Below are 23,196 nucleotides of genomic sequence, written 5' to 3'. Positions count from 1 at the left end.
TTTTATAAGAAAAATAATGGGGTGATTTTGGTTTAATTACTTAATCAATGAATTTATCATTTTTTATATTATCCGATAGATATCCCATTATAATAAACATAAATAATTGAAATCATTAAGACTATAGATTCAATGATCCAAATAAATTTTATCGGAATTTTTATACTTATTATAATAAGTTGTTCAATTAATAAAATAAAAAAGAAAATAATTAATCCAAAAAAAGCGATTGTTCCACCCAAGGCATTTCCTCCATTATTATCAATAAAAAGATAGTTTATAGACATAAATAAAAGGAAGAGTTCTAAAATACTCAACACAATTAATATTGGTGTAAGTTTAAATTTCATTTTAAAATAGATTCCAGAAAGTACAAAGCTTTGTTGTAAATTTAGGTAAAATCTGTGATTTATTAGAAGAATTAATCGATTATACCCTTTTTGTATTTTACAAAAAGTGAAATTTCATTCACTAATAAAACAATATTAAATCCTAAAAATAAAAGAATTTCTGAACTCATATTGAAGTAAGCTAATCGATCTTGCAAAATCATAAAAGGGGCTACAATTGCGGCTGATAAAAAAATACTGAAAAAAGCAGATTGAATAAGTGTTGCAATGCGAATCATATTTCGTTTTGCAACTTGTGATGGATTAATTATCAGAATAATAGAATTGAAAGTAATAAATGCAATAATTCCTGTATTTATTGATAGAAATGATGAAGAATCAAATGATTGAAAGATATATTTCAAGCTGAAATAAATTCCTTTATCGTAACAAAATTTACAGAAAATAATGAATGATATAATCGTAACGCTTATGGTAATTGCCTTATTAATTCTGCTTTCTTTTGGTGTTGCAACTAATCTTTTTCCAGTCAAAATGGAAGGAATATAATTTTTGTTTCCGTCTAAATAATTGTACAACAAAATAATAATGGAAAATCCTGTAAATATAAAAAGTGATAATAGTTGTAAAACTAAATCTTGTTCAATCAATTTATAATTTAAATCAGATTCATAAACTTCATTTGAAACAAAAATATAAATTCCAATCATCGCAACGACATAGAGTTGATAAACAATTCCCCAAGCAGGATTTAGGTTAAAAGGCTGATTATAATCTTGGACAATTTCACTATAACTTTTTTCGCGTTTGAAACTGCTTGATTCTTCTTCAAAATTGGTAGAATTTTGAAAAATTATACCAGTAACTGCAATAAAAAATATTGAAGCTATTGCTCCAAAAAATACAAAAGCTGTGATTTGAACGTCGCAAAAATAATCTGTAATATTTATTAATAGAGGAGTTATAAGAAATAAAATCCATTTTGGACGAAGGTTTACTTGCCAAATTTCTTTTAGAATAAGTGTTTGAAATCAGCAATTGCTAATCCAAAAATTAAGAAAATAAAGGTCATAGAGTAGGTTTGGTTAAAAATACAAAAAGCCAACAAATTTGTTGACTTTTTGGTTTGAAATTTATTCTGTAATCCCTTCTAACATAAATAAGAAAGCATCTTCTTTTGCATCTTCTTTCAATGACTCGAATCGACCAGATGCACCACCGTGTCCTGTATCCATATTTGTATCTAAAAGTAAAATGTTATTATCTGTTTTTAAATCTCTTAATTTCGCCACCCATTTTGCAGGTTCCCAATATTGTACTTGAGAATCGTGTAAACCTGTCGAAACATAAAGGTTTGGATAAGCTTTCGCTTCCACATTATCGTAAGGCGAATACGATTTCATGTAATCGTAATATTCTTTTTCGTTTGGATTTCCCCATTCATCATATTCCCCTGTTGTCAATGGAATAGAATCGTCTAACATTGTTGTGACAACATCCACAAAAGGAACTTGCGCAATTACACCATTGAATAATGTTGGCTCGTAATTAATCACAGCACCCATCAACAATCCACCAGCAGAACCTCCCATTGCGTACAAGTGTTTTGATGAAGTATAATTTTGTTGAATCAAATATTTTGCTGCATCAATATAATCAAAAAATGTATTTTTCTTTTCTAACATTTTTCCATCTTCATACCATTCGCGACCAAGATATTGACCACCACGAATATGTGCAATTGCATAGATAAAACCTCTGTCCAAAAGACTTAATCGAACCGAACTAAAATAAGGCTCTATCGTGTAACCATACGAACCATAAGCGTAAAGTAGAAGAGGAGTTTCGGCAGAAAGAGGCGTATCTTTTCGACGAACCAATGAGATTGGAACCATTTCTCCATCGCGAGCTTCTGCCCAAATACGTTCAGAAATATAATTTTCTTTATCAAAATCACCTATAACAACTTGCTCTTTTTTGATTTCGAATGTTTTATCATTCATGTTAAAATCAATCACAGAAGAAGGAGTTGTCAACGATGTATATCCGTAACGCAAAATGTCAGTATCAAAATCTGGATTTGTGCCAACATTTGCTGTATAGGTTTCTTCGTTAAATGGCAAATAATAATCAGTTGAATTATCCCATGCTTTGATATTCATCTGCAATAAACCATTTGTGCGCTCTTCGATAACCAAATAATTCTTGAAAATTTCGAAACCTTCAATCAATGTTTCTTCGCGATGAGGAATTACATCAATCCAATTTTCTTGTTCTGTTTTTTCGACAGAAGTTTTCATTAATTTGAAGTTAAAAGCATCATCTTTATTGGTTTGAATATAAAATGAATCACCAAAATGTTCGATTGAATATTCTAAATCACGTTCTCTTTTTTGAAAGATTTTAAACTCAGCATCTGGTTGATTAGAAGGAATATATCTAAACTCGTCAGAAACAGTACTTGAAGATCCAATAATGATGTAATCTCTTGATTTTGATTTGTAAACAAACGCATTGAACGTATCATCTACTTCTTCAAAAACTAAAATATCATCTTCTTGTTTTGTACCTAATTTGTGTTTCCAAATTTGATAAGCACGCAATGTTTCATCTTTTCTTGTATAAAACAAGGTTTTATTATCAGCGGCCCAAACAGAACCTCCAGTTGTATTCTCTATTTTATCAGAAAGAATTTCTCCAGTTGTTAAATCTTTGATTTGAATCGTATAAATTCTTCGCGAAACATTGTCAACCCCAAAGGAAACCAATTGATTATTTGGTGCCATCGAAATTCCACCCAATTGATAGTACGAATGACCTTCAGCCATTGTGTTGACATCAAAAAGAATTTCATCTGGATTCTCTAAACTATCTTTTCGACGTTTGTGAATTGGATATTCTTTTCCTTTTTGATATTCCGTCAAATACCAATAACCATTCAATTTGTACGGAACAGACGAATCATCTTCTTTGATTCGCGCTTTCATTTCCTCAAAAAGTTTGGTTTGTAAAGCTTCTGTTGGTTGTAGAATAGCTTTTGTGTATTCGTTTTCTTGGTTCAAATAATTGATAACTTCAGAGTTTTCACGATCATTCAACCAATAATAATTATCGATGCGGATATCTCCGTGTTTTTCTAATTTTTGTTCTATTTTTTTCGCAATAGGTGCTTGCATTTTCTAAAATTTAAGGTGCAAATGTACTATAAAAACTTACTTTGAATAAGTTGTAGTTGACCAAGATTTATCACCTGTTTTATATTCGATGATGATATTATTTTCGTTCAAATAGCCAATTGTTTGGTAATTTCCGTTTTGAGAAATCACTGTCACATGGAAAATATTTTGTTGAGCAGCTGGATAAAATTGTGCAATAACTTGTGAATTTTCTTGATCTATTAAGACAAATTCGTTGTTATTTGTACTTGCTGTAGTGTAATTTTTTCCGTTTGATTTGTAGACGTTTTTGTTTTCTACAGTTTTATTTGACACTTGCGTAACGACTTTATTCGTTGTTTCTTTAACGGTTGTAGTTGTTGTATTTTCTGTTTTAGTTACAGGTAAATCTTTTGCATTTTGTTTTCCAACCTGATTCATAGCAAATGTTAAGGCTTCTTGATAACCTTTTGTAAAATCTTTTTCTTTTGACGAACCTTCATAAGTTGAAATCACATTATTATTACAGTCTGTAAACGTTACTTTTAATTTATTTTTAAAAGCAACAGAAGTATTTTCAATATTTGCTTTTGTAGCTAAACAAGGATTGATTTGCACATCTAAAGGAATAGAATTTTCATTTACAACTTCATAATCTTTTTTTCTCAAAGCAGTTTTCAATCCTGTATTCAATTGATAATCTTCTTTTACGAAATCTTTAAAGAGTTGAGGAACGATAACATATTTATAATCAGCTACATTTTGTGCTTGTAATGACGATAAAGCAATAAGAAATAAACTTGATAATATAATTTTCATAGCAAGATTATTTAGCTGATAATTTAACATCTTTCCAACTATTATTTTCAGAAACTTCATACGAAATTGTATTTCCACTGATGTATCCTACCGAAAAATAATTCGAATTTCCTTTAGTAACAATTACTCTGTAAATTCCATTTTTTAGGGTCGGTTCAAATTTTGCAACAACTTGATTTCCATTTTCGGACATCAACATAAAACCACCATTTTGTAGTTCAATTTTTTGATAAGTAGTTGTTCCATCTGTCAATAAATTCGTAGCAGTGACCTGATTTCCTTTTGGTTCTGGCATATATGCAGCTGTTGTTTCTGTTTGGGGTTTTTCTAATTTCACCATTGGAACGGAGGCCTTTGCATTTTGAGATTTCAAAGGATTTAAAGCTAATTTTATTGCTTCTTGGTAACCTTTGTCATATTCTTTAATCTTAGAAGTTCCTTCAAATTTTTCAATATTTTTATTAGAACAATCTGTAAAACTTACCTCTAATTTATTATTCAAAAAACTTTTAACTTTTAAAATATCCGCATTCAAAGCTAAACAAGGATTTTGCACAACTTCTTGTGGCCAAGCAGATTTATCAGAAGGTAAAACTTCGTATTTTTTCTGCGTCAAAATATATCTTAATCGATTATTTAATTGATATTCATCTTTATCAAAACTAGAAAATTTTTCAGGAATATTGATGTACTTATAATCACTTGTTTCTTGTGCATTTATCGTAGAAAAACTACATAAAAGTATAGCAGCTATTAAATTTTTCATTTAAAAAGTTATTTGTATCAAATATAAAAAAATAGAATTGTTTTAACCTAAATATATTTGTTATGCTGAATTTTTCATTCCAAAATAGTTAATAAAATTGAATCATTTAAAATAATATTATTTGTAAGAAATGATTTATAGATCTGATTATAAATGATTAACTTTATTTAAATTAAAATCATAAAATTATGTCAAGTTTAAAAGATAAAGTTGCGATTGTAACTGGTGCTAGTTCTGGAATTGGAAAAGCTGTTGCTGAATTATATGCCAAAGAAGGAGCAAAAGTTGTCGTTTCTGATATTAATGAAGAAGGCGGAAATGAAGTGGTGGAAATCATCAAAAAGAATGGAGGAGAAGCGATATTTTTCAAAGCTGATACTTCTTCGCCAGAAGATAATGAAGCATTAGTAAATAAAACGCTTGAAGTTTATGGAAAACTTGATATAGCTTGTAACAATGCTGGAATTGGTGGTCCTGCTGAGCTGACTGAAAATTATCCACTAGATGGTTGGAAAAAAGTAATAGATATCAATTTTAATGGTGTTTTTTACGGATGTAAATATCAATTACAAGCAATGGAAAAGAATGGAGGAGGTTCTATTGTTAATATGGCTTCTATTCATGGTACTGTCGCTGCGCCAATGAGTTCGGCTTATACTTCTGCAAAGCATGGAGTTGTAGGTTTGACGAAAAACATTGGAGCGGAATACGGACCAAAAAATATTCGTTGTAATGCAGTTGGACCAGGTTATATTATGACGCCTTTGTTGTCGAATAATTTGAGTGCAGATCATTTAGAATTGCTTGTTACAAAACATCCAATGGGTCGTTTGGGACAGCCAGAAGAAGTTGCGGAGTTGGTTTTATTCTTAAGTTCGGACAAAGCATCCTTTATGACAGGTGGTTATTACCTTGTTGATGGAGGATATACAGCGGTTTAAAATATTTTTGATCGAATCTTTAAGATTAAATGGTTTTCTATAATTTAATCCTTAATTTTGCCTGAACGAAATACAAACAAACAATGAAATTTTTTATCGATACAGCTAACTTAGCTGACATTAAAGAAGCCCAAGATTTAGGAGTTTTAGATGGTGTAACAACAAATCCATCTTTAATGGCAAAAGAAGGAATTACAGGTCAAGAAAATATTTTGAATCACTATAAAGCAATTTGCGAATTAGTTGACGGAGATGTTTCTGCTGAGGTAATTTCTACTGATTTCGAAGGAATGGTAAAAGAAGGAGAAGCTTTAGCAGCTTTAAATCCTCAAATCGTAGTTAAAATTCCTATGACGAAAGATGGTGTAAAAGCGTGTAAATACTTTTCTACAAAAGGAATTAGAACTAACGTAACTTTAGTTTTCTCTGTAGGACAAGCATTATTAGCTGCAAAAGCTGGTGCAACTTACGTTTCTCCATTTATCGGACGTTTAGACGATATTTCGACAGATGGTTTAAACTTAATCGAAGAAATTCGTTTGGTTTATGATAACTATTTGTACGAAACTCAAATTTTAGCAGCTTCAGTTCGTAATACAATGCATATTGTAAACTGTGCAAAAATTGGTGCTGATGTTATGACAGGACCTTTATCATCAATTTTAGGATTGTTAAAACACCCATTAACAGATTCTGGATTAGCACAATTCTTAGCTGATTATGCTAAAGGAAACCAATAATTTAAAATAGAATTTTCTATATATGAGTCGCTTAATTTTAAGCGACTTTTTTTATGAATTTATATTAATGAAAAGCTTTTAATTATTAAGTTGATAAAAATAGTGTTAATAAATAAAAAAAGATATTTTATTATGAATAATATAAAACTATTAATTGTAAATTGATAAAAGTATTAGAAACTAAAACATTTCTTATTAGTATGTTAAAAACATTTATTTTGTTATCAGTCACGCTTGGTATCCCTTTTGTATTAATCATGTTTCTTTACGGAAGCACATTTTTCAAGAAAGATATCAATAATGACTAATAATTTTTTCCATTTACTAGAATAAAAATCCTTCACTTGTATGAGCGAAGGATTTTTTTTATGATGGTTGATAAATGATTATTTTATTACAACTCTTTTATTGATTTCCATTTGTTTTCCAACAACTTTGATGATATAAACACCTGGAGTTTTGAAATTAATTTCAACTTCTTTTTGATTTGATGAATTAGAAACTTCATTAATTAATTGTCCGTTGAAATTAAAAACAGAAACTTTCTGAATTGATTTCGAATTATTTTCAAGTTTAACTTTAATCGAACGATTTGTTACATTGTAAACTGAAACATCATCACGCTTTTGATATTCGAAATCTCCAGTTCCTAAATTTGAACCCCAAATTTTTTCTGCATATTCAGGATGATCAATAAATGGGTTTCTGTTTTTTTGGTATCTGTAGACTAAATTATTAATATCTTTTTCACGATCAGAAACAGGATCATTTAAATGCCAAGTCATTAATATTTTCAAGAAAGTGTCTGTAAAAACTTTATCTTTTGTTTTATTAAACATAGCATAAGACCAACTCTGAATACCATTTTCTTGATAACGAGTAGCAAAATAAAAATAAGCACGAGCTATATCACCTTTAAACTCATCAATTGGTTCGAAAACTGTTCCAGAAAATCCCGCAGAGTATCCAGAGTTTTTATTACTTCCTAATTTAGAGCCATTTAAAGAAGTGTATGTTGCACTTTCAACAACTCCATAAGGAAAATTATCTCTTTTATTATTAACATAACCATCAGTTGGCCAGATATGGAATGCATCTGCAACCATAGGAGAGTTTTTATTAAAAACACTTTGAGGAATAATATGCTCTCTGTTGTAGCAGTCTCCTTCATTTTTATAACCAGAACTGCCACATTGATCTGAAGATTTTATAAAATTATAAGGATCAATTTTTTTCGGTATCTCTGAATAAATATCATAAATAGAATTATCTTTTTCATCATATTTATCTAAAAAACCATTATCAGAATCTGTTCTATTATAAAGTGTCCATAATCCGCCATACGTTAAATCTGTGTGGTTTTTTATTATTTCATATAGCTGTGTTTTTAAGGTAAAGCTGCTACCAGTTGCAGTGTTGTAATAATTAGCGGGTGCTTGAGCCAATAGGTTAGAACCTACTAAAATAATACTAAGGTGTAAAATTATTTTTTTCATATAGTATGAATTTAAAAAGAGAATTAAGATACGAAAAATATCTTAATTTTCTCATTAAATTATTTAATAATTATTTATTGAATATATAAGCGTTTTTCAAAATTTTTAAATTGAAATTATTTAAATTTAGTTGTTCAATAAGTGGAAGCTTTTTATTATATAACAAAATTGTAGAAATCTGTTTCATATATTTTATCTTGAAAAGGTTACAAACGTATATATAAAAGACACATCTAAAATTAATAAATAGTTAAATTTAGTGCTTCTTTTACTTACTGTAATTTTGATAAATCACCAATGAATCTTGAATTTGTTTATTTAATAATTTGTATAAGTCAGGTTGATTTAAAGAAACTCCAGCTATCGATTTCAATTTTTTCTGAAAATTCTTAGAACCTAACAAAAATTTTGCTCGATAAGAATTTTTATCCATGACTTTTATGGCTTGTAAATCTTTAAAATCTTTTCTGATTTTGCGTGCATATAATTCAGACAAGTCAAATTGCAACTGCATTTCTTTTAAAATTTCTATATGTCGCATAGATAGCCACGAATTACTTTCATCAAATTTATTGGTAACCCAAAGTTCAGGAAGTTCTCCAGTAGATTCTGCAATTTGCCAACCTAATTTTGAATCTAAAAATCCTTGAGGAACCTTTGTTTGAATAGGTTTCTTTTTAAAGTTTTCGTAATTAAGTTTCATATCTTTTTTCCATTCAATTACAGATTGAGCCTGAAGAGAATGAGAAGTGAAAAGAGTAATTATAAAAAAGAATATTGATTTATTCATCAGATAATCAGGGTGTTGATTTTAAATGTTTTCTAACAAATCAAGTCTCATCCCATGAGAACCTTTTATCAAAATATTTTGAGTTTTGATTGGATTTTCTTTCAAACATTCTTCAAAGGCAACACGGTTTTCAAATTTTTGTACTTTTGGATTATTCGTAATTGTTTCACCAAAATTATGTCCTAGAATAAAAATTTGATCAAAATCTAAACTTTCAGCTAAATCTAAAATACGTTGATGCTCAGATTTTGATTCTTCTCCAAGCTCGAACATATCACCAATAATAACTGTTTTAGAACCTTCAAATTTTGCAAAATTATTTAACGAAGCTTCCATACTACTTGGGTTTGCGTTGTAAGCATCCATCACAATTTTGTAATTTTCTTTATTGATAATTTGTGAACGATTATTTGATGGAAAATAATTTTCGATTCCTTGTTGAATAGTTTTAGCATTAATCCCGAAATGTTGTCCAATTGCAATTGCACACGAAATATTGCTAAAATTATAGTTTCCTGTTAAATGAGATTGAATTTTTAAATCTTGGTATTTAACCGCCAAATATTCAGTTTCATTTTCTATCAATTCGATTTGAACATCTGCATTATGTTGATCAGAAAATGTAATTCGATTAATATCTTCAGTTTTTTCAACTTGAATTGGATCATTAAAATTGACAAAAGCAGTTCTGTTATTTGCTCTCAAAAAATCATACAATTCAGATTTTCCTTTAATCACACCTTCAATTCCTCCGAAACCTTCTAAATGAGCTTTACCAAAATTAGTGATGTATCCATAATCTGGTTGAGAAATAGAAGCTAATAACTCGATTTCTTTTTGATGATTCGCACCCATTTCGATCACAGCCATTTCTGTATCTTCTGGAATAGAAAGTATAGTTAAAGGAACTCCGATATGATTATTCAGATTTCCGAAAGTATAATGCGTTTTGAATTTCTCTTTTAAAACAGCTGAAATCAATTCTTTTGTCGTTGTTTTCCCATTAGAACCAGTCAATCCAATAAATGGTATTTTAAGGTAATTACGATAAGTTCTCGCTAAATCTTGTAGAGTTTCTAAAGCATCATTAACCAAAAAAATATTTTGAGATGTATTTTCAAATTCTTTTTCGTCAACAATTGCTATTGCAGCTCCTTGATTAATCGCTTCTTGAGCGAAAGTATTTCCATTAAAATTAGCTCCTTTTAAAGCAAAAAAGATACAATTTTGTGAGATGTTGCGTGTATCAGTCGTAACTATTTTCGATTTAAGAAATTGATCGAATATTTCTGCTGTTTTCATAATGTAAAAATAAAAAATCTCGATGAAATTAATCACCGAGATTTAAAATATTTTGAAAAGGATTATTATCCTCTACGTTTACGTTTTGATTCGAAACTACCAGAGTATTCTTGTGCCACACGGAAACCAATCCAGTTTGTTGCACTTGCTTGGTGTAAGTAACGTCTTTGTCCTGGATCTATCCAGTAAATAGGGTCTTTCCAAGAACCACCTTTTACAACACGTGTTTCATCAGAGATGTCAGAAGTACGTTTAGAAGAATCTTTTTCTAAGATTACTCGACCTTTTTCATCTACTCTAAATTTACGTTGAGGAGCGTTGTACATATCTTTTGTCGCTTGATCAGCAGATTTACCTTCCTCAGTACGTGGTGATAAAGAAGAATTAGGGTCACCATCACGATAATTTGTTAAATCATATACTGTTTGCTTTTTGTAAGCACCAGGTAATCCTTTGTAAACTAAACGTCCGTTGTCTAATGTATCATATTCAACATTTGTTTCGTCATATTTTTCAAAACCACCTGCTCCGTTGTCAATTTTTGTTTTTAAAATATTTCCACGGTAGTAGTTGAAATCGTTTGCTTCTTCATCAATAATTGGACGATAAACATCAGAAACCCATTCAGCAACGTTTCCTAACATTCCGTAAAGACCAAAATCATTTGAAGGATATTTACGCACATCACTTGTAATTGCAGAACCATCGTTTCCAAATCCTCCAATACCAGAGTAATCTCCACGTCCTTGTTTGAAGTTATCTAAATATTGTCCTCTTTGAGCACCTTTCGTAACTCTCAAGTTATTTTGAGCACCATCTTTTCCTTTGTATTCGTTGTATTCACGATTTCCAGGTAAAGCTAATGCAGCATATTCCCATTCAGCTTCTGTAGGTAAACGGAAAGGTTGCACTTCTAAAGAGCTAGTAGCACGATTCGCTTTTAAGATACGGGTATTTTGTGTTTTGATTTGATTCGCTTTCATAATTTTAGTCGAATCAATCGCTTCGTTTACATTTGTATCGCCTAACTTATATTGTTCAGCATTAAATGTTTTATTTCCGTAATTATATTCTTCATTAGCATAGTAATCTTTTGATAAGATTCCTTTGTTCATTAAGGCTTTTTCATTTGCACGATCTGTTAACCAATCACAATAGTTAACGGCTTGTAACCAAGAAATACCAACTACTGGGTAATAGCTGAATTCTGGAGAAAATAAATAATTTTCTGTAGAGAAATCATCACGAGATAATTGATTGTTAAAAACCGTTTCATCTGGTAATGCTCCATTATAAATATCCTTGTATTGCGTGTCTTCTGGTGGGAAAACAACTTTCAACCAAGTTAAATATTCTCTATATTCGTAGTTTGTAACCTCAGTTTCACCAATGAAGAAAGATTTTACTTGCATACGAACAGGAGAATTATTCCAATCGTGTAATACGTCATCTTTCGTAATTCCCATCGTAAAAGATCCACCTTCGATGAAAACCATTCCAGGCCAAGCTTTGATGTTTTCTTTCTTTTTACCTGAAAAAAACCAACCTTTACTATCGTTTGGTTTCCATCCTGTACGACTTGTGAAATTTTTTGTTCCACCTCCTTTTTTCTTTCCTGAACTGCTTGCACAACCCATGAATACACTCATAGTAACAGCTGCAAGAGCAAGAGAAAAAATACGTCCTTTATTCATTTTCATAGAATATTTCTGGTTTTCGAAAATTAAATTTAATGCAAATAAAAGCATTTGACATTAATCTTACAACGAAAAAATGCTTTATTTCTTGTATCAAACGTAAGAATTATTTTTTTATTTTACGATTGAAAATATATTTGTCAAAATAGCGTTATTCAGACATGAAGAAATATTTTATTTTAGTTGCAACCTTGCTTCAATTTCCTCAATTGTTTAGTCAAAATTACAAAATAAATTGGGAGAATAATCAAACAATTTCTTTAACGAATGGAAATACGGTAAATGTGCCGTTTTTCTCGAATAAAGACAATTATTTTGTTGGAGGATATTTTCTTCCAGAATTTGTTGTTGAGTTAAATTCTACAAATCAAGAAGTTGAATTGTCAAATGTACAATTTAGAGAAGTACAGAATGAATTGGCTGATTTGAATACGTCTTCGATTACAGATAAAATTAATTTTTCTTCATATAATATCATTGATAAAAATGGTCAGCAAAAACTGATTGTTAAAGTTCTACCTTTTATCAGACAAAATGATAAGATTTTAAAAATAGAATCTTTCTCAATTGTTCCGAAATCAATTCAATCTCGAAAAACATCTTCTCGAAAATTAATTGATAATTCGACTACTAGTGTTTTGAAAACGGGTGATTGGTACAAAATAAAAGTTTCGAAAGATGGTGTTTTCAAATTAGATAAAAGTTTCTTTACCAAAAATGGAATTCCAACTAATTTTAATCCAAAATCGCTAAAAATCTATGGAAATGGAGAAGGGCGTTTGATGGAGAATTTAACGGAAGATAGAACTGGAGCTTTGAATGAAATTCCAATAAAATTTGTTGGAGGTGAAGATGGAAGTTTTGATAGTAATGATTACGCGTTGTTTTATGCGAAAGGTCCGCATCAGTGGTACAGAAATAATACGACAACGTTGAAAGATGCAAAAGTTCGCTATAATTTGTATGATGATTTTGCTTATTATTTTATCAGTTTTAATGGAGAAGATGGCAAAAGAGTAGGAGAACAGGCGCTTACAGCAAGTCCTATAAAAACTTTTTCTACTTTTGATAATTTACAATTTCATGAAAAAGATTCGATTAACTTAAATGGTCTTGGGCAAATTTGGGTTGGAGAAAATATTGGTTTAAATGGAGGTTTCAAGAAAACGTTCAAAGCGAATGCTGTAAATGGTGGAGAAGCATATTTGCGTTATGCGGTGGTTGGAAAAAATGCAAACAATACATCATATAGCGTTAATTTAAATGGACAAACTTTTACTCATTCTTTAGGAAACTCTTTATTTGATAGAAATATTCAAGATAAAACAGTTTCATTAGGTTCAAATTCTATCGATATTGCGGTTTCTTCTAACGGAACCAATCCTTCTGGATTAGCTTATTTGGATTATTTACAATTGCGTTTCAAAGATGGTTTAACATATAGCAATGAGCAATTCACTTTTCAGTTTTTAGAAGATATTAATAATGGAAGTGTGAATGCTTTTTCATTGAATAATGCTGCAAATGTTTCTGTTTGGAATGTTTCTGATATTCATTCAATTTCTTCAATTGTTCCACAAAGTAATTTGTATAAATTTAGTACAAATCATCTGAATCAGTTTGTCGCTTTTAAGGATGAAAATGCTTTTAATGATGCAAAATATGTTGGAAAAGTAGCAAATCAAGATATTCGTAGTTTAACCGATATTAATTATATAATTGTCACACATCCAAAATATTTGGATCAGGCTACACGTCTGGCGAATTTTAGAAAAGAGCATGATAAAATAAATGTTGCAGTTGTTACAACGGAACAAGTTTACAACGATTTTTCTTCTGGGAGTCAAGATCCTATTGCTATTCGTGATTTCTTTAAATTCTTAAAAGATGGGTCAAGTCCAAATTTAGAATATGGTGTTTTGTTTGGAGCAACAACCTATGATCCAAAAAATAGAGTAAAGGATTTTACAAATTATCTTCCAACTTTTACAGACGAACCTTCTCTTGATATTGATGGTGCGATTGCAACGGATGATTATTTTGCAATGTTAAATGATAATGTAAAAATGTTATCGAATAGCGTAGACGGAATTTATAGTTACGATGCCAATTGGTTTGAAATAGCTGTAGGACGAATTTCTGCTTCTAATTCTACTGAGGCAAAGATTTTGGTTGATAAAATAGTTTCATATTACGATAAAGTTCAAGGAAAAGGGACTTCCTATGGCGATTGGCGAACAAAAATTGTTGCAGTTACTGATAATGATAATAATGTAAATACTCCAGGCTTAAATGCCAAAATTGATACTGAATTTTCTAAACCTGAGAATCAAATTTATACGATTAATAAAATATATTCGGGAGCTCATCAACCTGAAAGTACTTCTGCCGGAGTTAGATATCCAACCGTAAATCAAGCAATTTTGAATGGAATCGAGTTAGGTTCAAACTTCTTGATGTATTACGGTCATGGAGGTCCTCGTAGTTGGGCACAAGAGCGAATTATTACAGCAGAAGAATTAACAAATTTATCCAATTTTAATGCAGCTTATTCACGTTTACCTATCGTAACAACTGTGACTTGTGATTTTACAATTTGGGATTTACCGCAATATAATTCTGCCGGAGAAGCTATGTTGAAAAACGCAAATGGAGGAGCCTTGTCTATGATAACAACCAATCGTCCAATTGGAACAGGTTACGGAGATTCGATGAATAATTTTTTGATCGAACAGTTTTTCAAGAAAGTTGGAATAGAAAATCAAACAATTGGTAAAGCGCTTAATGAAGCAAAATTAAATTATTCTCCAAAACATACAAATAACAAAAGTGTAAGTATTCTTGGAGATCCGATGTTAGTAATTCATCGTCCGCAACAAGATATTGAAATATTAAGTATCAAAAATAAAAAAGATGTAGATGCCCTTGCAGGTGGTAAGATGCAAGCGTTAGATTTTATAACGATTACAGGTAAAGTAAATCAATTATCTAACACTTCTATTGATAATAATTTCAATGGGAAAATTGCGATTAGTTTGTATGAAAAACCTGAAACGAAAACCATTTTATCGGAGTCTGATTGGGCTGGAAAAACTTTCGAAACAGAAAATAAAACAATTTATAAAGGAACAGGAAAAGTTGAAAAAGGTGAGTTTACGATTCAATTTTATGTTCCGAAAGATATCAATTACGAGCTAGGAAATCGTAAAATAAAATTTTATGCTTGGGATGAGAAAGATGGTAAAGATGCATCGACTTTAAAAACAATTACGATTGAAGGAATTAATGAAGAAGGATTAAATGATGATGAACGTCCGCAAGGAAAATTATATATGAATAACCTTCATTTTGCGAATGGAGGAATTACAGATCGTTCGCCTTATTTGGTGGGTTGTTTAACTGATAATTCAGGTATTAATGCAACTGGATCGAGTATTGGACACGATATTGTTGCAACGCTTGATGGAAAAGTGCAAGATGCTTATGTGTTGAATGAATATTATGATGGAGGTGATGCAAACCCATGTATCAATAAGAATTTTGAAGATTATCAGAAAGGACAAGTAATGTATCAATTAAAAAATCTTGAACTTGGTCAACATACTGTGAATTTAAAATTTTGGGATATCAACAATAATTCGAATACTGCAACGTTAGACTTTGTAGTAATGGAAAATGGAACAGGACAATTACATATTGATAAATTGTTAAACTGGCCAAATCCATTTACAAAGAATACGTTTTTCCATTTTGAACATAATTGTGATTCTGAGTTAGATGTAATGGTTCAGATATTTACAATTTCAGGAAAATTAGTCAAAACGATTCGTAAAACTGTTTCAGCAGAACCTTTTAGAGAAGGATATCGAACAGGTAAATATGCGATAGAATGGGATGGTTTGGATGATTTTGGCGATAAAATAGGAAAAGGTGTTTATATTTACAAGGTCAATGTGAAAGGTGTTGATGATACGGTTTGTAAAGGATCAGCCACCGCAGTTGAAAAACTTGTCATATTAAAATAATAAACAAAAAGAAAAAATATAATCAATAATATAACGAATGAAAAAAATTACAGCAAGTTTATTGATTTTAGCATCAGGATTTACTTTTGCTCAAAATAAAGATGAAGTTAATAATCCGATAATGACAGGAGCTCCATTTTTAAGAATTTCTCCAGATGCACGTGCAGGTGGTTTGGGAGATCAAGGAGTTGCAACTTCTGCGGATAATTATTCTCAATTTTGGAATGCGGCAAAGTATTCTTTTGCTCCTGATTATTCAGGTGTAGCCTTTTCATATACACCTTATATGGGATCTTTGGTGAATGATGTATTTTTATTGAATGCAACATATTACACTTTCTTAGGCACAGAAGAACGTAGTACATTAGGAGCAAGTATCTATTATTTCAATATGGGTGAAATTGATTTAAATAGTATTGGAGCTGATGGTAAAATAAAGCCTGATGGTATTGCTAAACCAAATGAATTCTCTATCGATTTATCGTATGGTTTACGTTTAACAGATAATTACTCGATGGCGGTAACAGGTCGTTTCATTCGTTCAGATTTATTCAATGGAGTAAGTGATGGTACAGTTCAACCAGCAAACACTTTTGCTGTAGATATTGCTGGATATTATCAATCAGAAACAATGAATACAAATAATTTTGAAGGAAAATTACGTGGAGGTTTCCAAATCTCTAATATTGGTCCAAAATTAGATTATTCAAACTCAGAAGATAATGCATCATATTTACCAACAACATTACGTTTAGGTGTTGGATATGATTTCAAATTTGATGATTACAATAAAGTTGGTATTACAACAGAATTTTCTAAATTGTTAGTTCCTACACCTCAATATGAATATGATGAAGAAGGGAATGTAACGAATCGTTATATACCTAATAAAGGTGTAATGTCTGGAATTTTCAGTTCATTTGGAGATGCTCCAGGGGGAGGAAAAGAGGAGTTAAAAGAAATTATGTATTCTGTTGGTGCAGAGTACTCTTATAATGATGCTTTGTTTATCCGTGCCGGTTATTTTCACGAAAGTCCAATGAAAGGTGATCGTCAACATTTGACATTAGGTTTAGGGCTAAAATACAATGCGTTTGCTTTTAATGCTTCTTACTTAATTCCAATGTCAGATACAAACAATGCTTTAGAAAACACATTACGTTTCGGTATTGCTTGGAATTTTGGAGGAGAAACACAAAATAGTTACGATTACTAGAAATCGTTAAGATTAAGTTATAATTGGCTAACCTTTTGGTTAGCCTTTTTTTATTTATTAACTTAAATCAAGTTTTAAATTAATAGTTAAAACTAATTTTACATCAATTAAAAAACTAAACTAATTATGTCTAACGTTGGATTAATTTTAGAAGAAAAAGCTGCTGATATAGGAAATTTTTTGGTTGGTAGATTATTACCATTTCGTCAAAAAAGACATGTCGGACCATTTGTATTTATCGATCATATGGGACCAACAAAAATGAAAGATTATCAAAATCTTGATGTAGGACCGCACCCACATATTGGTTTATCAACTTTGACTTATTTATTTGAAGGAGCGATTATGCATCGCGATAGTTTAGGAACTGAATTAGAAATTCAGCCTGGAGCTGTGAATTGGATGACTGCTGGTAAAGGTGTTGTACATTCTGAGCGAACTCCGGAATATCTACGTACAACAGAAAAAACATTACATGGTTTACAAATTTGGGTGGCTTTGCCAAAAGAATTAGAAAATATGGAGCCGAGTTTTGTTCATGTTGAAGCAGATAAATTACCAAATTGGTCAGACGAAAATGCAGATTATAAATTGATTGCTGGTAAGTTTGGTGAACATACTTCTGGCGTACCTGTTTATTCTCCTTTATATTTTATTGAGATTAAAGCGAAAAATGATTTCAAAGTTTCATTAGGAAAAGATTTGTATGGAGAATCTGCTTTGTATGTATTAGAAGGTTCTATCAAAGATGGAGGAGAGACTTACGGCACAAAACAATTATTAGTAGCGAAAGAAGCTACGTTATGTGAATTCGAAATTGCGGCTGGTTCTACCGTTTATATTTTTGGAGGTGAAGAATTACCAGAAGAACATTTTATCTTTTGGAATTTTGTAAGTTCTTCAAGAGAAACGATTGAAACGGCGAAGGAAAATTGGATTAATCATCGTTTTCCTAAAGTTCCTGGTGATGACGATTATGTTCCAATTCCGCTAGCGCAACAAAAATCTAAAGTAAAAGAAAACGAAAAATAAATTGATAATGAGTGATATTAATGTAACGTCAACTTCGACGGATAAAAACTATATTTCGAATATTAAAACAGGAAAACATGAGTTTAATGTAGATGAACCTTTAGATAAAGGAGGTTTAGATACAGCTCCAAAACCAAGCGAATTGTTGGGAGCTGCGTTAGCTTCTTGTACTTCGATTACTTTGCAAATGTATATGAATCACAAAGAATTTACTTACAAAAAAGTTGAGGTCGATATCAATTTTGATATGATTACAACTGAGCCAATTACTTTTCAACGTCATGTTATCATAGAAGGCGATTTCGATGAAAAGCAACGAACAAGATTATTGAAAGTTGCAAATTCTTGTCCTGTACACAAAGTGCTAGAAAAAGGTCACGAGATAGAAACAACGATAGAGTTTATTTAATAAAAAAATCCACTTCATTTGAAGTGGATTTTTTTATCTTAATATTTTATCTAGCTAATCCTGGTTGGATATCCCGAAATTCCTTCGATTACAATTTTCGGATTACGTTTCAATAAAACAATTAATTGTCTTAATTTTTCTGCATTATAATCTTCATTAAACATATCATCGTGCATTAAAATTACCAAATGGTTTTTTTCGAATGTTTTATTTTGATCCAAACGATGTACAATTCCTTCGTAAATTTTTTCAGGCGAAGAAAGTTGATGATTTGCAGATTTTTTTCCACTTCTTTCCCATTCATAATCCCAACCGTAAATATAATATTGATTTTTAGCCAATAAGTCAGCTGCAGGAATTGCATTTTTTACTGGATCGTCTTTTTTACGTTTGTTCAAACGCCATGTGTTACGCGCAGGCAAACGCACCCAACGAGAATGTATATCTAATACCACCTCATTTTTGCGAATATCTTCGTAAACATTTTCTGGAACACTGTAAAAAGCTTTGTATTTGTTGCGAGCATGCGAAAAAGTATGGTTAGCAATTTCTACATTTGGATTAGCTTTATAATCTTCTACATGTTGTTTCAAATCTTTTGTAAAAGCATTAAAACCAACTAAGAAAACCGTTCCTTTTACATTTTCTTCGGTTAATATTTTATTGATATTTTTGCTTCCTTTATAAGGACCATCATCAAAAGTTAGGTAAACATATTGTTTTGTCGAATCAATAGGATTTTGCTTTTCTTCTTTTGCAATAGTATCTAATTGCAAAGCTGATGAGTCAATTTTTACTGTATAAATAGAATCAACATCATTCTGCAAAATTTCTTTTGGCTCAGAAGAAGTTGTTGTTTGATTTTGAATAGGATTATTTTCGTTTTTACAAGAAAAAACAAAAAGTAAAGTTCCAATTGCTAGAAAGCTTTTTAGATGTTTGTTGATAGTGAACATTGATTGTTTAGGTTTTGTGCGAAATTAATAATTTAATCTGATTTGAAATGTTAAATGATTGATGTTATTTATCAGATTATTAAGTGTTTACGGTTTTTAATTGTTGTAAATATTGCTTAATAACTTGAATTACACCATCTTCATCGTTAGAAGGTGCTTTAAAATTTGCCACTTCTTTTACATTTGGATGAGCATTTTCCATTGCAAAACTATATTTAGCCAAATTTAGCATCTCTAAATCATTCATAAAATCCCCAAAAACAATGATTTCTTCAGAAGAAATATCCAATTTATTCATCAAAGCTTGTAATGCAACTCCTTTGTTCGATTTTTTGTTCATTACATCTAACCATACTTCTCCAGAAACCACAACTTTTAATCCATATTTTTCAAAATCAACTAATTTTGGAAATACATTAAATTCTGTTCCATCAGCGTGATTTACTGCAATTTTAATGAATTGTTCATTTTCGATTTTAGTTAAATCATCAACCCAAATATTTTTGTCATAATAATTTTTAAAATATTCTAAAAAAGTTTCATCTTTCGATTCCACATAAGCTGCATTTTTACCAGCCAAAACAATATTTGCGCCTTCTATTTTACGCACTTCTTCTACGATTTCTTTTACAACAGACCAATCCAATTCGTCAACAAAAATTTCTTCACCTTTATAGGTAACATAGGTTCCGTTTTCAGCAATAATTGCCAATTCATCTTTTATATTTTCAAAATAAGAAATGATACTATAATATTGACGACCACTTGCAGGTACAAATGTGATGTTGTTTTCTTTTAATTCTTCGTAAATTTTATTGAATTCTGGACTTAACGAATGATTAGAACGTAACAGAGTTCCGTCCATATCTGTCACGATTAATTTTATATTTTGCATTGATTTTTCTTAAATAAAAAGGTCTCATAATTGAGACCTCAAAGTTAGTTATAAATTTTTGGTTTGTTCTTCTTCGTTGTTCACGTGCTTAGAATTTTATAAAAAAATAAGAAAATTGTTCAATAGTGTAACTTTTTCTCCATGATATTATCGAGTAGTTTAAGTATTATTCAATATAAGTTTGTGTAGAGGAGTGACAAAAAAGAAGTTAATGTAAAGAAACACCTAAAAAAGCTAATCAAAAAGAGTATAAACCACAATTTTATGCGTTCAAAAAATATAGAAAAAGAATCGAAACCTTATTCTCTCAGCTCTGTGATCAGTTTATGATTAGACCGAAATTGTGCCAAAACTTTCGGTGGTTTTAAAACCATAATTTTAGCCAAAATTACAACTTTAACCACTATTCAATATCTAAATAATTTATGTTTAATAGAAATAGAAATAGTAATAAGCTAAAAATTAATCTTGTCGAATAATGCTCGATGGGTATTAAATAATGTTTGTTTACATGTTATAATGTTATTTTATAATTTATGAACCCGTTTTAATTTTATCAATAAACCTGTCATTTCGAGTGGAATTCTGAAAGAATTTTGTATCGAGAAAAAGGTTTTTGAAGATAAAATTCTATTCTTGATACAATTTTTTTCAGCCTATCCTGAGTTTATCAAAGGGTTCAACAGGCTTTATAAGTCCTTTTTTTATTGGTCAATCTTAAAACATTCATTATTTAGTAGAATAACATTTGTTTCGTTTAGCTCTTTTCTATTTTGCCCTATAAAATTTTTTAATTTTTCGGCAGTGTCCACAAGTTCAAGGCAAACTGGATTTTTTTTAGATGGAATTTCTGAAATATTGAAACTTATCTTATCGTTGTCTAAATAACCAGCTTTTGCAATAAAAATATTGGCTTGTTCAATATTCATTTCTTTCGCTTTCTTTAAAAGTAATTGTCCCAAATTGTTGCTCCAAAGTCGTTGCCATAAAGATTGTCCTTTGACTGTTTGTCCGTAGCCAAAATAAATTCTCATTACGTTTATATTGTTTGTATTCATATTCACAATTTTAAAGTTCATTTAATCTTTTTCCTTCGTGGTTCGAAAATCTTTTGTGCTTTGGTTCGCCAACCATTTGTTTGTTGTAAATGCTGTTATGTCCTGAAACTAAATATGCAACTACACAAGCAATTGCAACATACACTCCGCAATCAGCACCAAAAAGTTCAATTGCCATAATGCTACAAGCTAATGGCGTATTCGTTGCTCCTGCAAAAACGGCAACAAATCCCATTCCTGCTAAAAGTGCTGTTGGCAATGGAATGAAATAACTTAATGCGTTACCTAAAGTTGCCCCAATGAAAAACAGTGGAGTAACTTCTCCACCTTTAAAACTTGCTGCCAATGTGATGATGGTAAAAATCATTTTCAAGGCAAAATCATACATAGGTAATTGTTCTTCAAAGGACTGAACAATTGTAGGAATACCTAAGCCAATGTATTTTGTTGTGCCTATTGCCCAAACTGCAAGAGCAACAATAACACCGCCTATCAAAGGTCGGAAAGGTGGATACTCAATTTTTGATTTGAAAATAGAACTTGCCTTATGTATTGTTTTACTAAATGTTGCTGAGCATAATCCAAAAATAATTCCTGCAATGATTGCGTAAATGATATTTAAAAAAGAGATGTCGGGAACAAAATTGATGTAGTAATGAGTATGGTGTGTTTGCCAAAGTTTCGTAACTAAGTCTGCGAAAATAGCGGCTGCAAATGCGGGAAAAATAGCATCGTATTTTAATCGTCCGATTAAAAACACTTCTAAACCGAAAATTGCACCTGCCAATGGTGTACCAAATACAGACCCAAAACCTGCGGAAATGGCTGAAATGATTAAAATTTTTCGCTCGCTTTCAGAAAGTCGGAAAGGTTTACTGAATTGGTCGGCAATTGCACCCGCCATTTGTAGAGCTGTTCCCTCACGCCCTGCCGAACCACCGAATAAATGTGTTACCACGGTTCCGATATAAACAAACGGAGCCATACGGAAGGGAATAATTTGTTTAGGGTCGTGAATGGTATCAAGAAGTAAATTGTTTCCTGGTTTAATGTCTTTGCCCAAATAATAATAAAGTAAGCCAATGAAAAAACCACCAATAGGCAACAATGCAATTAACCATAAATGATTTTCCCGATAATTCGTAACCCAATCCAATGATTGAAGAAAACCTGCGGAAGCACTACCAACACAAAGTCCGATAAATAAGCAAATGAATGTCCATTTGAGGATGTAAGGAATAGTTGGATAACGTCTAAACAACGACCAAAGTTGTAAATTGATTTTTTTGCTGAATGATTTTTTTTGTTTTGTCTGCATAAACTACCTGATTAAATGTTAAACACTTAACTTAATCAGGCGTCATCAGCTTTTTTTATAGCGGTTGGGTAAGGAAGAACACCATTTCCTTTTTCGTCTGCTACTGTGGGTACGTCATATCCTCGTAGACTAAATTAGTAAAAAACTAATATAGCTTTATGATGATTAAAAAGACAAAAGAAATAGCAGCTTATTTAACTTATAGTAAAAAACTACAAGTTCTAAAATATG

General features: G+C 30.7%; 19 protein-coding genes, 1 pseudogene and 1 riboswitch. Of the genes and pseudogenes, 7 read left to right on the top strand and 13 right to left on the bottom strand.

Going from position 1 to position 23,196, the window contains the following annotated elements:
- Positions 1-68: 68 nt before the first annotated feature.
- The 5 genes from G0Q09_RS11620 to G0Q09_RS11600 form a co-directional block, all read right to left on the bottom strand.
- Positions 69-350: a hypothetical protein gene (locus tag G0Q09_RS11620; protein WP_219034993.1), complete on the bottom strand. Its 282-nt coding sequence runs from the start codon at positions 348-350 to the stop codon at positions 69-71.
- Positions 351-421: 71 nt separating this feature from the next.
- The gene (locus G0Q09_RS11615; protein WP_115000778.1) at positions 422-1,060 is read right to left on the bottom strand and encodes a hypothetical protein; all 639 of its coding nucleotides are present in this window, start codon (positions 1,058-1,060) and stop codon (positions 422-424) included.
- Between the two features lie 423 nt (positions 1,061-1,483).
- Entirely contained in the window at positions 1,484-3,526 is a 2,043-nt protein-coding gene (locus G0Q09_RS11610) for a S9 family peptidase (RefSeq protein WP_219034992.1), read from the bottom strand.
- A gap of 36 nt (positions 3,527-3,562) precedes the next feature.
- Positions 3,563-4,324, bottom strand: a complete 762-nt coding sequence (locus G0Q09_RS11605) for a hypothetical protein (RefSeq protein WP_219034991.1) — start codon at positions 4,322-4,324, stop codon at positions 3,563-3,565.
- Between the two features lie 7 nt (positions 4,325-4,331).
- Complete coding sequence (locus G0Q09_RS11600) at positions 4,332-5,090, bottom strand: hypothetical protein (RefSeq protein WP_219034990.1); 759 nt, start codon at positions 5,088-5,090, stop codon at positions 4,332-4,334.
- A 188-nt stretch (positions 5,091-5,278) separates the two neighbouring features.
- Between G0Q09_RS11600 and G0Q09_RS11595 the strand changes: the two genes are divergently transcribed.
- Complete coding sequence (locus G0Q09_RS11595; protein WP_125349843.1) at positions 5,279-6,031, top strand: SDR family NAD(P)-dependent oxidoreductase; 753 nt, start codon at positions 5,279-5,281, stop codon at positions 6,029-6,031.
- An 83-nt stretch (positions 6,032-6,114) separates the two neighbouring features.
- Positions 6,115-6,771 carry a fructose-6-phosphate aldolase gene (gene fsa / locus G0Q09_RS11590; protein ID WP_125349844.1) on the top strand — a complete coding sequence of 219 codons (657 nt, stop codon included), beginning with the start codon at positions 6,115-6,117 and terminating at the stop codon, positions 6,769-6,771.
- Between the two features lie 386 nt (positions 6,772-7,157).
- On the opposite strand, the gene G0Q09_RS11585 is transcribed toward fsa, so the two are convergent.
- The 4 genes from G0Q09_RS11585 to gldJ all read right to left on the bottom strand — a co-directional run bounded on the left by G0Q09_RS11585 (position 7,158) and on the right by gldJ (position 12,059).
- Positions 7,158-8,267 (bottom strand): endonuclease, encoded by a 1,110-nt coding sequence (locus G0Q09_RS11585; protein ID WP_219034989.1) that lies wholly within the window; start codon positions 8,265-8,267, stop codon positions 7,158-7,160.
- Between the two features lie 268 nt (positions 8,268-8,535).
- A complete protein-coding gene (locus G0Q09_RS11580; RefSeq protein ID WP_219034988.1) occupies positions 8,536-8,970 on the bottom strand; it encodes a hypothetical protein in 435 nt (144 codons plus the stop codon).
- A gap of 108 nt (positions 8,971-9,078) precedes the next feature.
- Positions 9,079-10,359, bottom strand: a complete 1,281-nt coding sequence (locus tag G0Q09_RS11575; protein ID WP_115000768.1) for a UDP-N-acetylmuramoyl-tripeptide--D-alanyl-D-alanine ligase — start codon at positions 10,357-10,359, stop codon at positions 9,079-9,081.
- A gap of 65 nt (positions 10,360-10,424) precedes the next feature.
- The gene (gldJ, locus tag G0Q09_RS11570; RefSeq protein WP_443093328.1) at positions 10,425-12,059 is read right to left on the bottom strand and encodes a gliding motility lipoprotein GldJ; all 1,635 of its coding nucleotides are present in this window, start codon (positions 12,057-12,059) and stop codon (positions 10,425-10,427) included.
- A 158-nt stretch (positions 12,060-12,217) separates the two neighbouring features.
- Between gldJ and porU the strand changes: the two genes are divergently transcribed.
- The 4 genes from porU to G0Q09_RS11550 all read left to right on the top strand — a co-directional run bounded on the left by porU (position 12,218) and on the right by G0Q09_RS11550 (position 18,738).
- Positions 12,218-16,081 (top strand): type IX secretion system sortase PorU, encoded by a 3,864-nt coding sequence (gene porU, locus G0Q09_RS11565; protein WP_219034987.1) that lies wholly within the window; start codon positions 12,218-12,220, stop codon positions 16,079-16,081.
- 37 nt (positions 16,082-16,118) lie between these two features.
- A complete protein-coding gene (porV, locus tag G0Q09_RS11560) occupies positions 16,119-17,297 on the top strand; it encodes a type IX secretion system outer membrane channel protein PorV (protein WP_219034986.1) in 1,179 nt (392 codons plus the stop codon).
- Between the two features lie 126 nt (positions 17,298-17,423).
- The gene (locus G0Q09_RS11555) at positions 17,424-18,329 is read left to right on the top strand and encodes a pirin family protein (protein ID WP_219034985.1); all 906 of its coding nucleotides are present in this window, start codon (positions 17,424-17,426) and stop codon (positions 18,327-18,329) included.
- A gap of 7 nt (positions 18,330-18,336) precedes the next feature.
- Positions 18,337-18,738, top strand: a complete 402-nt coding sequence (locus G0Q09_RS11550; RefSeq protein WP_219034984.1) for an OsmC family protein — start codon at positions 18,337-18,339, stop codon at positions 18,736-18,738.
- Between the two features lie 50 nt (positions 18,739-18,788).
- Here the strand turns inward: G0Q09_RS11550 and G0Q09_RS11545 are convergent, their stop codons facing one another.
- Positions 18,789-19,694, bottom strand: coding sequence for a polysaccharide deacetylase family protein (locus G0Q09_RS11545; protein ID WP_115000760.1), 906 nt, complete (start codon positions 19,692-19,694; stop codon positions 18,789-18,791).
- A 79-nt stretch (positions 19,695-19,773) separates the two neighbouring features.
- The gene (locus tag G0Q09_RS11540; protein WP_219034983.1) at positions 19,774-20,589 is read right to left on the bottom strand and encodes an HAD family hydrolase; all 816 of its coding nucleotides are present in this window, start codon (positions 20,587-20,589) and stop codon (positions 19,774-19,776) included.
- 218 nt (positions 20,590-20,807) lie between these two features.
- Between G0Q09_RS11540 and G0Q09_RS15010 the strand changes: the two are divergent.
- Positions 20,808-21,068 (top strand): annotated as a pseudogene (locus G0Q09_RS15010) (transposase); the annotation flags it as partial.
- Between the two features lie 225 nt (positions 21,069-21,293).
- Here G0Q09_RS15010 and G0Q09_RS11535 read toward each other — a convergent pair.
- Both G0Q09_RS11535 and G0Q09_RS11530 read right to left on the bottom strand, forming a co-directional pair.
- Positions 21,294-21,623 carry a DUF190 domain-containing protein gene (locus G0Q09_RS11535; protein WP_219034982.1) on the bottom strand — a complete coding sequence of 110 codons (330 nt, stop codon included), beginning with the start codon at positions 21,621-21,623 and terminating at the stop codon, positions 21,294-21,296.
- A gap of 34 nt (positions 21,624-21,657) precedes the next feature.
- Positions 21,658-22,965 (bottom strand): voltage-gated chloride channel family protein, encoded by a 1,308-nt coding sequence (locus G0Q09_RS11530; protein WP_219034981.1) that lies wholly within the window; start codon positions 22,963-22,965, stop codon positions 21,658-21,660.
- A gap of 29 nt (positions 22,966-22,994) precedes the next feature.
- Positions 22,995-23,063: riboswitch (Fluoride riboswitch) on the bottom strand.
- Positions 23,064-23,196 lie beyond the last annotated feature (133 nt).

The organism is Empedobacter falsenii (assembly GCF_019308355.1).
Classification (GTDB): Bacteria; Bacteroidota; Bacteroidia; order Flavobacteriales; family Weeksellaceae; genus Empedobacter; species Empedobacter falsenii_B.
The sequence above is the reverse complement of the archived record's forward strand: the minus strand, read 5'-3'. Positions and strand labels throughout refer to the sequence as shown.

Bases quoted from the DNA above. Each gene is read 5' to 3' on its own strand.
- G0Q09_RS11620 (WP_219034993.1), bottom strand. From the start codon at position 350: ATGAAATTTAAACTTACACCAATATTAATTGTGTTGAGTATTTTAGAA.
- G0Q09_RS11615 (WP_115000778.1), bottom strand. From the start codon at position 1,060: ATGATTGGAATTTATATTTTTGTTTCAAATGAAGTTTATGAATCTGAT.
- G0Q09_RS11610 (WP_219034992.1), bottom strand. From the start codon at position 3,526: ATGCAAGCACCTATTGCGAAAAAAATAGAACAAAAATTAGAAAAACAC.
- G0Q09_RS11605 (WP_219034991.1), bottom strand. From the start codon at position 4,324: ATGAAAATTATATTATCAAGTTTATTTCTTATTGCTTTATCGTCATTA.
- G0Q09_RS11600 (WP_219034990.1), bottom strand. From the start codon at position 5,090: ATGAAAAATTTAATAGCTGCTATACTTTTATGTAGTTTTTCTACGATA.
- G0Q09_RS11595 (WP_125349843.1), top strand. From the start codon at position 5,279: ATGTCAAGTTTAAAAGATAAAGTTGCGATTGTAACTGGTGCTAGTTCT.
- fsa (WP_125349844.1), top strand. From the start codon at position 6,115: ATGAAATTTTTTATCGATACAGCTAACTTAGCTGACATTAAAGAAGCC.
- G0Q09_RS11585 (WP_219034989.1), bottom strand. From the start codon at position 8,267: ATGAAAAAAATAATTTTACACCTTAGTATTATTTTAGTAGGTTCTAAC.
- G0Q09_RS11580 (WP_219034988.1), bottom strand. From the start codon at position 8,970: ATGAAACTTAATTACGAAAACTTTAAAAAGAAACCTATTCAAACAAAG.
- G0Q09_RS11575 (WP_115000768.1), bottom strand. From the start codon at position 10,359: ATGAAAACAGCAGAAATATTCGATCAATTTCTTAAATCGAAAATAGTT.
- gldJ (WP_443093328.1), bottom strand. From the start codon at position 12,059: ATGAAAATGAATAAAGGACGTATTTTTTCTCTTGCTCTTGCAGCTGTT.
- porU (WP_219034987.1), top strand. From the start codon at position 12,218: ATGAAGAAATATTTTATTTTAGTTGCAACCTTGCTTCAATTTCCTCAA.
- porV (WP_219034986.1), top strand. From the start codon at position 16,119: ATGAAAAAAATTACAGCAAGTTTATTGATTTTAGCATCAGGATTTACT.
- G0Q09_RS11555 (WP_219034985.1), top strand. From the start codon at position 17,424: ATGTCTAACGTTGGATTAATTTTAGAAGAAAAAGCTGCTGATATAGGA.
- G0Q09_RS11550 (WP_219034984.1), top strand. From the start codon at position 18,337: ATGAGTGATATTAATGTAACGTCAACTTCGACGGATAAAAACTATATT.
- G0Q09_RS11545 (WP_115000760.1), bottom strand. From the start codon at position 19,694: ATGTTCACTATCAACAAACATCTAAAAAGCTTTCTAGCAATTGGAACT.
- G0Q09_RS11540 (WP_219034983.1), bottom strand. From the start codon at position 20,589: ATGCAAAATATAAAATTAATCGTGACAGATATGGACGGAACTCTGTTA.
- G0Q09_RS11535 (WP_219034982.1), bottom strand. From the start codon at position 21,623: ATGAGAATTTATTTTGGCTACGGACAAACAGTCAAAGGACAATCTTTA.
- G0Q09_RS11530 (WP_219034981.1), bottom strand. From the start codon at position 22,965: ATGCAGACAAAACAAAAAAAATCATTCAGCAAAAAAATCAATTTACAA.